The sequence below is a fragment of the Kolteria novifilia genome (assembly GCA_007748055.1).
GTDB classification, from domain to species: Bacteria; Planctomycetota; Planctomycetia; order Kolteriales; family Kolteriaceae; genus Kolteria; species Kolteria novifilia.
Genome location: CP036279.1, coordinates 5,529,010 through 5,541,138, shown reverse-complemented (window position 1 = coordinate 5,541,138; position 12,129 = coordinate 5,529,010). Strand labels below are relative to the sequence as shown.

Here is a 12,129-nt window from a genome sequence, read left to right as displayed (position 1 = left end):
GATCTTCGCAGGCTGTGCCGGTTTGAACAGTGGCAGCTTGGCCGGTTGAGCAGGCTTCCACGGCTTGAACACCGGCACGGCTGCTGGCAATGGCTTGGGCTTCTGCTTTAAGCCCTTGTTGAAGGCAGTGGATTCGCTGGCGTGAGCGTTGCAACGGTGGCGTGGGGGGGAAGCAGGAGCCGATGACGATGGGGGACCGGTCACCGATCAACGGGGGGTGGCGGCAGGGACGCGGCGTTGGGCTCGGCGGGCGCGTTTGCGGTCGGCTCGTTGGCGAGCTTCGTCGGCGCGCTCTTGGAGACGATGCTGGGGATGCTCGTCGATCCAACGGTCCGGTAGCAACGAAGGGAGATCCGAAGCCGGGGTGGTCGGCAGCCGGGTGTAGACATCGCGGAGGTAGGCGAAGGGATCGACGTGATGGCGGTTGCAACTCTTGGTCAGCGTGAAGAAGGTGGCGGCGGTCTCGCCTCCTTGGCTGTTGCCGAAGAAGAGCCACGCCTTGCGGCCGAGGACGGCGTACTTCAGCGCCGCTTCGGTGCGGTTGTTGTCGATGGGAATCGCCCCATGGTCGAGATAGCGTGTGAAGGACTGCCACCGGTTGGTCATGTAAGCGATGGCGGCGCGCCACTTCGATTTCGGAAGCTCCCGCTCGTGCTGCTCGAGCAGCCACTGGTGGAACTCGGTCACGATCGGCTTGGCGTCGCGTTGCCGCAGGGCGCCGCGTTGTGACACACTACTGTCACGGGCGCGATCTTCGATGTCGTAGAGCCGCTGGAAGTAGCCGAGGGCGGTGTGCGTCCGCACGCTCGGCGCGCTGAAGTGGATTTCCTCGAACTTACGGCGCGCATGAGCCCAGCAGCCGACGGGGACGATCCGGTCGTCCGCCGCGGCGATTCGCTCGTAGCAGGTGTAGGCGTCCGACTGCAAGTAACCCTGGAAGCCGGCGAGGAACTCGTCGGGACCATCGCGGCTGCGGTCGGGCGTGAAGTGGAAGCAGTCGTAGGGATGGGCATTGTCGCCGACGGTGCTCCAGAGATAGGTCTTGGTGCAGCCAGGCGGCTCGCCCGCCAACATCTTGACCGGCGTTTCATCGCAGCCCAGCACCTCGGACTGCAACGCCAGCCGACGCATCAGTTCGACCAACGGCGCGACCGCCAAGGCCAGGGCGAAGAGCCAACGCTGTTGGGTGCCGCGGCCGATGCGGCAGCCGTGGCGAGCGAGGATGTCCTCTTGTCGGTAGTAGGGCAGATGGTCGGCGAAGCGACTGGCGGTCAGATGAGCCCAGAAGCCGGGGCCGGTGTAAGCGTCGATCAACTGCGGCGGTTTCTTCGCCGTGGCGATCGTCGTCTCGCCCGATGCTTCGTCGCGAACGATCACCTCTTGGTAATGTTCGATCACATGGATCGAAGCGGGCGTGAACTCCAGTTGCTCGCTGGTCTTCTTGAAGAACCGCCGGGCGGTCGGGTCGTTCCTCAACTCCTCGGGAACCTCTTGCTCGTCGAGTTCGTGACGGACCGTCTTGCGCGGCAGCAGGTCGGGGAAGAGACGCCGGCCGCGTCCCTTGCTGGTGCGGCGTTCTGGTGACGGTTCGTCGTCATCGCTCTCTTCGTCGTCGCCGGAGCCTGAATCGTCGTCCGCCCCGACGATTGTCGAGTCGAACAAAAGCCCCTGCTGGGCATCGTCGACGAAGCGTTCCCGCCGCCGGCCGTACAAGGTCCGCTTGAGCAAGTCGACGTCGCTCTGCAAGCGATCGATCGTCTCCTGCTGCTGAGCGATGATTGCTTGTTGTTGGGCGATGGTCTCCTGCTGCTGGGCGATGGTCTCTTGTTGCTGGGCGATGACGGCGGCTTGCCGTCGGCGCTCCCGATCGAGTTCGATGATCAACTCGTGGCAGGCGTCGATATCGTGGGGGAGGTTCACGTCGAAGGCGTCCATCAAACCGATCTCAGTTGTCGCGGGGACACCCTAGCACGTCGGCGTCGGAGGCGCCAGAGCAGTTTCAGCGATTTCGACGGAATGACGAGAAAACCTGCGAGTCCTCCTCGTCGCTGCCATCACCATGACATCGTTGTCGCTCGCGAAGAGAACGCCAGAGTCGATCGTCCAACGAGATTGGCAAGCGAAGAACCCTGGGCCCGAGGACAACCGAAGACAAAACTCGGTTTTGGGCCTCGTCTTCAGAATTTGTGGGTCGATGGTGGCTCGGGGAGGTTGCCGAGATTGTGATAGAGAGCGTATTTGAGGGTGCTGGGGTCGCGAAAGCCGTAGGAGCGGCGGGTCGTCAATTTGACCTTCAGATTCATTCCCTCGACGGCGCCCGCGGAAATCTCTCCTTTTGCCTCGAACCAATTGAAGATCTGCTCGGCGTGACGCTCGAGGGTTCGTGCCAGGTTGCGCATCGGTTCGATCCGTGTGCTCAAGGCCCGATCGAGCCACTCCTGGAAGAAGGATCCGATCCGCCAGGGAGCCTTGTAGTCCCAAAGCCGCTGGAAGTCTTCCTTCATCAGGTAGCACTTGACCGTCCTGAGGTTGTGCGTCAACAACTCGTTGAGACGAAGGACCTCCTTGCGTTTGAGGTTGCCGCGACGCTTGAGCAGCAGCCAACGCGTCCGCTTGAGCACCTCGAAGCCCTTGCGTTTGAGTTCGCGTGCCTCCTGGGCCCGCACCTTGTCGATCGCCTTGTTGAACAACTGCATGATGTGGAAGCGGTCGAGAATGTGCAGGGCCCCATTGGCCTCGCGAGCGATGACCGACAGGTAGGCTTTCCACATGTCGCTGCAGATGTACTTCAGCCGCTCGGTTCGCCGCCTGCCGAAGAAGCGAAAGAAACGACCGAGCGTCTCCTTGGTCCGGTCTTGCCCGACCCAAAGCAGACGACGCGATCCGCGGTCGATCTGATAGACCAGGGTGAAGTACTGATGCCCCTTGCGGTAGGCGACCTCGTCGATGCCGATCGCCTCGATCCCTTCCAGCTCGCGATGGCGGATTCCCCAGCAAACCGCCATTTTCACCGCACGAAAGACGGTGTGCCAACTCGTGCCGAAGATCTCGGCGGTCTCACGCCAGCTCAAGCGTTTGGCCCAACGGGCCAGGAACCATTGGAAGCTCGACGTCGTTCGCTCCTTGCCCGACGCCCAGGGAATGCGTTCCACCTTCACCCCGCAAGCAGGGCATGCGACCCGCCGCGCCGCGTAGACGAACCAGACCGCCAGGCCCCACAACGGCACGTGCTGAAAACGGCGTTCCGGCAAGTGGTCGTACGTGCCGCCACGATTCCCGCAACCCGAACAGATCGGCCGGCTGCGACGCCGTGGGCGAACCCGAACCAGCAGTCCCTCTTTCGACGAATCGGCCCAAGCCGCCGATTCGTAGACGAAACTCCCGTGACGCTCCAAGGCGTTGAGGATAACCTGAAGTCGCATCCCGTCTCTCGCGGCTGGCGTTTGAAGAAGTCCTTGCAAACTCCATCATGCGCCCCTCGAGAGCGGGATGCTCTTTTTTGGCCTCCTGCCGACTTCTCTCCTTTCCGCTTGACCAGTGGAACATCCTCCCCGCCAACGGCCAAGGAGGAGTCTTTGCCGGGCGACCGAAGCCGAGCCACGATGGCGAGGATGCAGGGCGAGCGAAGCGAGAAGACCAGGCAAAGCAGCAGCCGGACGCGGCCCTTGGCATACGGCGGTAACCTCCACTACCAAGCGGAACGGAGAAGACACTCACCACCCACAGATTTGGCAATAGAGCCGGTTTTGGTCGCGTGGCGTCCCATGGCTTCCAGGCTCTCGCCGCCGTGACGGGGAACTGGCGTCACGAAGGAGCAGCGGCACGTCCTGGCTCCGCGGAGCGGCGAGCATCATTCGGGAAAGAGTGAAGGGAAGTCACGAACGACGGGACGACGGCGTGTCACGGTGCCGATCGGAGACTTGAAAGCGTTTGCGATGCCGGACCGAGGAGAGGTCGATGCCCTCGAGAATGAGTGACAATTGTCCGGCAGTGATCTCGAGGCCAGCCTCATCGTCGGCCGCCTGGACGTCGGGAAGCTGATAGCTCCCTTCCTCCAACTGCTGATACCAAATGCAATAGCCGACGCCGCCCCAATAGAGCACCTTGAGGCGATCCCGGCGGCGATTGATGAAGACGAACAAATGGCCCGAAAGCGGATCTTGCTCGAGCACCGATTCCGCCAAGGCGATGAGCCCGTGAAAGCTCTTACGCATATCGACCGGTTCCCGGGCCAGAAAGATCCGCACCTGATGAGGGATCGACCACATGCTCACTCCTCCTCGACGCTCTCGAGGGCGGCAAGCACTTGACGCAAGGCGTCGCTGTCGACTTGGGCCGGCGCCCGCACGATGTAGCCTCGGGGATGAACGATCTCGATCACGCTCGTCGATTCGGAGACCACCCGCAACGTCACGAACGGCGACGGACACGCCCCACCGCCATCGACCGCAGTCGACCGTTTCTCTTTTCGATCGCGTCGCTGTAGCTCACGCCGCCAGCCGTAGAACGACGCCTCCGAAATCCCTTCTTCCCGGCAGAACCTCCGAACGCCCCGCCCGCTCTCCTCTTGCCGACGAACGACCTTCCGCCAATAGGCTTCCTTCTCCGCACAACGAACTCGCATCTTCCGCCTCGCGACAAACCAGGGCCAACCAACCCAAGCCTACCGCAACCCACAAGACGCCACCGTTGCAACGCTCACACCAATACTTCACCTTGGTCTATCAGATCGACCGCGGATCGCGTCGTCTGCTTTGGGTCGGGCAAGACCGGACCAAGGAGACGCTCGGTCGTTTCTTTCGTTTCTTTGGCAGGCGGCGAACCGAGCGGCTGAAGTACATCTGCAGCGACATGTGGAAGGCCTACCTGTCGGTCATCGCTCGCGAGGCCAATGGGGCCCTGCACATCCTCGACCGCTTCCACATCATGCAGTTGTTCAACAAGGCGATCGACAAGGTGCGGGCCCAGGAGGCACGCGAACTCAAACGCAAGGGCTTCGAGGTGCTCAAGCGGACGCGTTGGCTGCTGCTCAAGCGTCGCGGCAACCTCAAACGCAAGGAGGTCCTTCGTCTCAACGAGTTGTTGACGCACAACCTCAGGACGGTCAAGTGCTACCTGATGAAGGAAGACTTCCAGCGGCTTTGGGACTACAAGGCTCCCTGGCGGATCGGATCCTTCTTCCAGGAGTGGCTCGACCGGGCCTTGAGCACACGGATCGAACCGATGCGCAACCTGGCACGAACCCTCGAGCGTCACGCCGAGCAGATCTTCAATTGGTTCGAGGCAAAAGGAGAGATTTCCGCGGGCGCCGTCGAGGGAATGAATCTGAAGGTCAAATTGACGACCCGCCGATCCTACGGCTTTCGCGACCCCAGCACCCTCAAATACGCTCTCTATCACAATCTCGGCAACCTCCCCGAGCCACCATCGACCCACAAATTCTGAAGACGAGGCAAAAAAAATGGCGGACACACAAGCCGTTGGAAGCGAAGTCTCCCCTGGAGACGCGGCCTAGTGCATCATCCATTCTTAATTTTGGGGTAGAGTCGGGCCAGTTTGGTGCGTGCTTCGTCGATTTGTAGTTGCCAGTCGACGCCGCGCTGCTTCTGGTTGGTCTGGTCGGACCAAGCCCCGATTTCGTCTCGTAATTCGTCGAGTTCGCCGACGCGTCGACCGGTCAGACACTGTCGTGTCATCGCGCTCAGTTCGCATTCGGCGACGTTTAGCCAGCTCCCATGCTTCGGAGTGTAGACGAACGTGATTCGCTTGACATAGGCACGTGCCACGGCAGGCTCAAACAACTCGTAGAACGCTCCCTTGGTGTGGGTGTTTAGGTTGTCGAGAACCAGCGTCACTTGCTGGCAATCGGCGTAGCGAGTGTCGAGCAGTTGCGCGACCTCTTGCGCCCAATCAACCTTGGTGCGTTGCGACCTGGCCGTCGCTTGGCGAAAACCTGAAAGCGGCTCGCTGAACATGAAGATGCTCGCCGTTCCGTTTCGTTCATACTCGTAATCGACTCGCTTGGGATGGTCCTTGGCAGCTTCAATCGGCTGCCTTGTTTCTTTGATCAGCTGGACCGGTTGCTCGTCCATGCAAATGACCGGATGGTCTGCATCGTAGGGTCTTTCATAGGTTTCGAGGACTTCCTCCATGCAAGCGACGAACTCAGCGTCGTTCTCGGGGGGGATCACCCAATAGTCGATCATACGCTTGGTCATGCGATTTTTTTTAGCGTCTTGCGAACGGTCTCGGGACAAATGGATTCCACTACCTCTAGCTTAACCAATTGATCGGCAAGCAGTTGCAGCGTCCACTTGCCGTATCCCTTGGGCGGCTCTCCCAGACGCATGGCGATTAGTCTTGCTTCGGCCTGCCCGTCGAGCTTCGGCGGAGTCGGTGGCTTCTCGCGTCTCATTCCATCCAATGCCAACGCAAAACTCTCGGTGACTAGTGGTTCATCTATCCTAGGATTTCGGGTTGGTTGATTGCTTCTGTTCGAGGAAACTTGCTGCTTCCTGGAAAGCACGGAGGTTTCCCAATGAACAAGAAGTACATCGTTCGCCTCACGGAAGAGGAACGCGCAACTTGTCACGCGGTCATCAAGAAGCTCAAAGGCTCCTCCCAGAAGGTTCGACGGGCACAAATGCTCTTGAAGACAGACGCCAACGGTCCGGCGTGGACGGATGAGAGAATTGCCGAGGCTTTTGGTTGTCGTGTCCAGACCGTTGAGAATCTACGCAAACGCCTAGTCACCGAGAGTTTTGCGTTGGCATTGGATGGAATGAGACGCGAGAAGCCACCGACTCCGCCGAAGCTCGACGGGCAGGCCGAAGCAAGACTAATCGCCATGCGTCTGGGAGAGCCGCCCAAGGGATACGGCAAGTGGACGCTGCAACTGCTTGCCGATCAATTGGTTAAACTAGAGGTAGTGGAATCCATTTGTCCCGAGACCGTTCGCAAGACGCTAAAAAAAATCGCATGACCAAGCGTATGATCGACTATTGGGTGATCCCCCCCGAGAACGACGCTGAGTTCGTCGCTTGCATGGAGGAAGTCCTCGAAACCTATGAAAGACCCTACGATGCAGACCATCCGGTCATTTGCATGGACGAGCAACCGGTCCAGCTGATCAAAGAAACAAGGCAGCCGATTGAAGCTGCCAAGGACCATCCCAAGCGAGTCGATTACGAGTATGAACGAAACGGAACGGCGAGCATCTTCATGTTCAGCGAGCCGCTTTCAGGTTTTCGCCAAGCGACGGCCAGGTCGCAACGCACCAAGGTTGATTGGGCGCAAGAGGTCGCGCAACTGCTCGACACTCGCTACGCCGATTGCCAGCAAGTGACGCTGGTTCTCGACAACCTAAACACCCACACCAAGGGAGCGTTCTACGAGTTGTTTGAGCCTGCCGTGGCACGTGCCTATGTCAAGCGAATCACGTTCGTCTACACTCCGAAGCATGGGAGCTGGCTAAACGTCGCCGAATGCGAACTGAGCGCGATGACACGACAGTGTCTGACCGGTCGACGCGTCGGCGAACTCGACGAATTACGAGACGAAATCGGGGCTTGGTCCGATCAGACCAACCAGAAGCAGCGCGGCGTCGACTGGCAACTACAAATCGACGAAGCACGCACCAAACTGGCCCGACTCTACCCAAAAATTAAGAATGGATGATGCACTAGGCGTTTGCGTAGATTCTCAACGGTCTGGACACGACAACCAAAAGCCTCGGCAATTCTCTCATCCGTCCACGCCGGACCGTTGGCGTCTGTCTTCAAGAGCATTTGTGCCCGTCGAACCTTCTGGGAGGAGCCTTTGAGCTTCTTGATGACCGCGTGACAAGTTGCGCGTTCCTCTTCCGTGAGGCGAACGATGTACTTCTTGTTCATTGGGAAACCTCCGTGCTTTCCAGGAAGCAGCAAGTTTCCTCGAACAGAAGCAATCAACCAACCCGAAATCCTAGGATAGATGAACCACTAGATCCATCCTACTTGCCCACGTGGTCTGATCTTCACTGGTTGGAGGAAGAACAATGCCCGAGGTAGCCACCCTGCGGTACGACGGCGACGCGTCCCATGCGCTCGCCGAGATGACGAAGATGATTCAGAAAGAGAAGCTGCTCTCGAAAGAGCTACTCAACACGGCCAAGACCGCCACCGCCGGCGGTAAAGCAGCCCAAGCGGCATTGAAGGCCCAAGCGGCCGAAGTCGTTCGAGTCCGCGGCCGGATCGAGGAATTGAAACTCGCCTACAAGAACCTTTCCAAGGGCGGGAATCAGGCGAACAAGACACTCGGTCTCGACAAGATGCAGGTAACAGCGCTTTCCCAGGGACTCGATGACTTCGCGGTGGTCGCGTCGATGCAAGGTGGCTGGCAAGGCATCATCTCGGGCGCGCGGGCGGCGTCGAACAACCTGTCGATGCTGCTCGGCGGCATCAGTCCGCTCTTGTTCGCGGTCCCCGGTCTGGCGTCCGCGGCGCTGACGCTCGGTTACAACTTCCTGAAATCGTCGAACGACGTCGAGAAGGGAGAGAAGGCCCTGGAGCGGTTCGGCAAGACGGCCGACAGCGTCCGCCAAAAGCTGCGCGAGCTTCAGATGGGGCAAGAGGCGGTCGCGAGGCAGAACGAGGCGAACGAGATCAATACCGCCATCTCGGACATCGACAAGAAAATCCTCGAGCAACAAAACGTTGTGTCCGGTCACAAGCATGGCATCCGCCGCAACATCCTTGGCAACATTCCCGGTTTGGGTGGGTTCGCCAACGAACCACTGTTCGACGCCGAGCAACAGTTGGCGCGTCTCCAAGGGCAACGGTCCGACCTTCTCGCGCGACAGCGGGAAGTGGCACGGTTCCAGGCCGAAGCCGACAAGAAGGCGGAGCGCGAACGCAAGCAACAGGATACCAGGGACGCGATCGGCAAGACGGCTTCCGCCCTAAGCGGTCCGCTCAATCAGGTCCTTGACAAGAGCAAGTTAGGCGCTGGGCTCGACGCGGGGGCTCAAGCGTTCCAGTTCGCGAACCAGTTCCTTCCCGCCAATCAACAGCGATTCGCACCCCAGGCCATCAACCAAGTCCTCGCCCAGCGCCAACAACGGCTCAATCAAGATGAGGTCGTGCAGGGATTCCTTCCCGCCGAACTCCAGGAACGTCAGCAGGCGAGAGCGGCGAGACAACGGGCGTCGGATCTATCGTTCCAGGCCCGCGACCTGAAGGATCAATTGTCCGCCGATGGGAGCTACTCCCGCCGCGACAAAGCCCAAGTTCAAGAGCTTCAACAAGCTGCGGAGAAACAGTCCCTCGCGGCGGAGCGATTGGAACGAGCGGCGGAAGCCATCGAGAGAGCGACCGACAAACAGGCGAAGATGCAACAGAATAGACGACCCATCAACCCGTTGCCGAACTAGTGACGCGTGAGCGATCGCGCTTCGCTCTGGGTTCAAAGCTAAGCCGTGAGTGCTGTAGGAATTGTTCTACACCCGTTACTATATCCGGTAACGCCTTGTTGGGAGCGTCACTAACGCCGTAAACCAATAGGTTAACGCACCCCCCCAAGCCCCCGATCCAATAGCAGTAGAACGACCCAAATCAAAGGCTTTAAAGTATACTTTAGGGCGGGTGGAATCTCGTGTATCTCGTTGACGCCATGACAGCCAATTCGATAGATTTGAAGCGGGCTCGCCGGGTGTTGAGACCACCCGGCAGCCCTGACCACGAATCGACCTACAGGAAGGTCGGAGCCCATGGCTGTCATCTATCCTATCGCCAGCCCTCCGTCTGTCATTTGCTCTTCGCAATGGTTCCGGTCGATCGTGCGCGCGCTCGGCGCGTCGTCGAGCGGCACCAGGTGACCCGCTGCGCGTTCGGGCCACGCCGGCCCGGAGCGCGAGTCGGACGGAGCGTCGGAATGCCGATGAAAACTCGGATGGGGCGAGAGTCCAGTGAGAGTGAAGTGAGGCAGGGCGGGGGTGTAGCCAAAAAGCTACATACGCTCGTTAGGAGAATTCCTAACCCCCATTGCCGGATTCAGTCCGGTCGGACGCGAGTCTCAGCGGTCAAGCCCCTTGATCCGATCAACGAGACCGCGTCATTCACTCGCGTGATCAACTATTTCCGAGACCGGTACGCGCCGGAAAGGCTGGTCGGGACTGCCCCCGAAACGACGAATGGGTACGAGGTCGCGATTCGGCATCTCGAGCGAATCGTGGGTCGGATTGTCAGAATCAGCGACTTCTCCGATCGGATGATGGCGGAGTTGGCGAAGGGACGCCTCGAAAGCGACGAAGTGAGGCCCCAGACCATCAACCGCGACTTGCGGCACATCCAAGCTGTTTGGAGATTTGCCTTCCACGCCGGCGACGTCGACAAGCTACCGCGGTTTCGGAAACTCAAAGAAACGAAGAAGATCCCGAACGCTTGGACTGTTGAGGAGATAGGGCGACTGCTACGGGCAGCCGAGAGCGCGTCCGGTTGGGTTCAGTGCGAGAGCTTCTCTATCCCGGCGTCGAAGTGGTGGCCGGCGGCGATCCTTTTCGCCTACGACACGGGTATCAGACGATCCGCGCTGACGAAAGTCAGGACGGCCGATGTCGACATCAGGTTAAGGACCGCCCTGATACGAGGAGAGACGCGCAAGGATGCCGAAGACTTGCTCGTCGGGTTCTCCGTGCAGACGGCCGTCGAGCTCGAGAAAATCTGGGACGTCCACCGAGAGCTGCTTCTGCCCTGGCCCTACACGTGGCCCCATCTGACGCGGAAGTTCCGACGGCTTCTTGACCGTGCCGGTCTCTACGATCCGAGCATTCGCGGGCAGTGGCACCGCATCAGACGTTCGCGAGCCAGCTATGGCGAGGCCGTCTGTCCGGGAAGCGCGACGGCCGACCTTGGACACAGCGTCCGTTGGCTCACCGAGAGAAGCTACATCGACCCGAGGATCGCGGGGCGAGCCTCGATCGTTGACAAACTGCCACGACCATTGTGATGGTGTCGAAGTGTTTTATCGAGGATCTGGCCCGGTCGCGTTAGTGGCCGGGCCGTGGAGAGGGGAGCCATGGATTCACGCCAAGTTCACGCGAAGGTCAACGATATTGCACGTGTGGTTAGAAACGGTGGCAAGCAAGAGGACTCCTTCTCGGAACTGAAGCTTTCGTTGCCAGACTCAGGCAAACACCGAATTGCCAGACAAATCGCCGGCGCAGCCAATGCAGCGATGGACCAAGAGATTCTCTTTATCGTTGGCATTGATGAGTCGGCAGAGAAGAAAGTCGAGCAACACCAGGAAGATGAGATCAGCAGCATCCTGCCTTCAATCATGAAATACCTGGGCGAGCCGAAACCAAGACTGAAGTTCGCGCAGAATGTCATTCTCGAAGACGGTGGCGAGAGTGTGGTTGCTCTCGTGTTCCACACAGACGAATCACCGTATCGTGTTCAGTTCGAGAAGGACCCAAACAAGTACGAAGTGCCGTGGCGAGACGGCACAATTACTCGATCCGCATACCACTCTGACCTATTGAGAATCTTGAACAAGCGAGTTAAGACTCCAGAGCTCATCGCAAGAGATGCTACATTCTCCAAGATGACTTACACCGTATCGGGCACGTCCATCGAGACCTTGTGTTATAAGGGCATCATAGAAGTGCTCATCGAGTACCAGGGAGCCTCATCCGTACTGGTCGACACGGGACGATTGTCTTGCAAGGTTGACGGACAGACTTCAATAGTACAGATCTTCAACGTCAAGGACTCGACGGCGCCAAGAGTGGTAGCGTCGAAGGGCGGCATCATCATCCACTCTTCCGGGTTTGCCGAGATCGAACTTGTATTCTCGGAGCCAGTGAATCTTGCTGGAAAGAGCGAGAAAGGCTTGGTGCTGGACCTGGGCTTTCACATCTCAGAGATAAGAGACGTCGTACCTCTGAGAGTACCTTTGGCATTCAAAGGCATGTCGTCAGATCCTTATTATATATTGGATCTTAGAGGCCGAAACGACCTTGACTCCTTCATCTTCGGCGACGGCTAGCTGTGATCATGGACACGGGCAGATGGTCTTCTCGAGACATCGCTCGGACCGTCGATCCAGGAGCGATTGAGTCTCATCAGCGATGGGCGCGGCTTCCGGATACAA

Annotated in this window: 12 protein-coding genes; 6 read left to right on the top strand and 6 right to left on the bottom strand. The window is 59.1% G+C overall.

Features of this window, described 5'->3' with window-relative positions; translation table 11 throughout:
* Nucleotides 1–207 precede the first annotated feature (207 nt).
* The 4 genes from tnpC to tnpA form a co-directional block, all read right to left on the bottom strand.
* The gene (gene tnpC / locus Pan216_RS20305; protein WP_145260822.1) at nucleotides 208–1,935 is read right to left on the bottom strand and encodes an IS66 family transposase; all 1,728 of its coding nucleotides are present in this window, start codon (nucleotides 1,933–1,935) and stop codon (nucleotides 208–210) included.
* Nucleotides 1,936–2,177: 242 nt separating this feature from the next.
* Nucleotides 2,178–3,422, bottom strand: coding sequence for an ISL3 family transposase (locus Pan216_RS20300; protein WP_145254871.1), 1,245 nt, complete (start codon nucleotides 3,420–3,422; stop codon nucleotides 2,178–2,180).
* 453 nt (nucleotides 3,423–3,875) lie between these two features.
* A complete protein-coding gene (gene tnpB, locus Pan216_RS20295) occupies nucleotides 3,876–4,268 on the bottom strand; it encodes an IS66 family insertion sequence element accessory protein TnpB (protein ID WP_145260820.1) in 393 nt (130 codons plus the stop codon).
* Between the two features lie 2 nt (nucleotides 4,269–4,270).
* Nucleotides 4,271–4,624: an IS66 family insertion sequence element accessory protein TnpA gene (gene tnpA, locus Pan216_RS20290; protein ID WP_145260818.1), complete on the bottom strand. Its 354-nt coding sequence runs from the start codon at nucleotides 4,622–4,624 to the stop codon at nucleotides 4,271–4,273.
* Between the two features lie 65 nt (nucleotides 4,625–4,689).
* Between tnpA and Pan216_RS20285 the strand changes: the two genes are divergently transcribed.
* On the top strand, nucleotides 4,690–5,445 hold the full coding sequence (locus Pan216_RS20285; RefSeq protein WP_145260816.1) for an ISL3 family transposase: 756 nt from the start codon (nucleotides 4,690–4,692) through the stop codon (nucleotides 5,443–5,445).
* A 74-nt stretch (nucleotides 5,446–5,519) separates the two neighbouring features.
* On the opposite strand, the gene Pan216_RS20280 is transcribed toward Pan216_RS20285, so the two are convergent.
* The gene (locus tag Pan216_RS20280) at nucleotides 5,520–6,218 is read right to left on the bottom strand and encodes an IS630 family transposase (protein ID WP_145254028.1); all 699 of its coding nucleotides are present in this window, start codon (nucleotides 6,216–6,218) and stop codon (nucleotides 5,520–5,522) included.
* The gene (locus tag Pan216_RS20275; RefSeq protein ID WP_145260815.1) at nucleotides 6,215–6,415 is read right to left on the bottom strand and encodes a helix-turn-helix domain-containing protein; all 201 of its coding nucleotides are present in this window, start codon (nucleotides 6,413–6,415) and stop codon (nucleotides 6,215–6,217) included. Before Pan216_RS20275 ends, Pan216_RS20280 begins: the two co-directional genes overlap by 4 nt.
* 123 nt (nucleotides 6,416–6,538) lie before the next feature.
* Between Pan216_RS20275 and Pan216_RS20270 the strand changes: the two genes are divergently transcribed.
* From Pan216_RS20270 to Pan216_RS20245, 5 genes are all read left to right on the top strand, one after another.
* Nucleotides 6,539–6,982: a helix-turn-helix domain-containing protein gene (locus tag Pan216_RS20270; RefSeq protein WP_145254025.1), complete on the top strand. Its 444-nt coding sequence runs from the start codon at nucleotides 6,539–6,541 to the stop codon at nucleotides 6,980–6,982.
* Nucleotides 6,979–7,677, top strand: a complete 699-nt coding sequence (locus Pan216_RS20265; RefSeq protein ID WP_145254028.1) for an IS630 family transposase — start codon at nucleotides 6,979–6,981, stop codon at nucleotides 7,675–7,677. The genes Pan216_RS20270 and Pan216_RS20265 overlap by 4 nt, the downstream gene beginning before the upstream one ends.
* A 358-nt stretch (nucleotides 7,678–8,035) precedes the next feature.
* On the top strand, nucleotides 8,036–9,409 hold the full coding sequence (locus tag Pan216_RS20255; protein WP_145260811.1) for a hypothetical protein: 1,374 nt from the start codon (nucleotides 8,036–8,038) through the stop codon (nucleotides 9,407–9,409).
* A gap of 797 nt (nucleotides 9,410–10,206) precedes the next feature.
* Nucleotides 10,207–10,983 carry a tyrosine-type recombinase/integrase gene (locus tag Pan216_RS28515; RefSeq protein WP_419192776.1) on the top strand — a complete coding sequence of 259 codons (777 nt, stop codon included), beginning with the start codon at nucleotides 10,207–10,209 and terminating at the stop codon, nucleotides 10,981–10,983.
* Between the two features lie 69 nt (nucleotides 10,984–11,052).
* A complete protein-coding gene (locus Pan216_RS20245) occupies nucleotides 11,053–12,024 on the top strand; it encodes a hypothetical protein (RefSeq protein WP_145260808.1) in 972 nt (323 codons plus the stop codon).
* The last annotated feature ends 105 nt before the right edge of the window (nucleotides 12,025–12,129 follow it).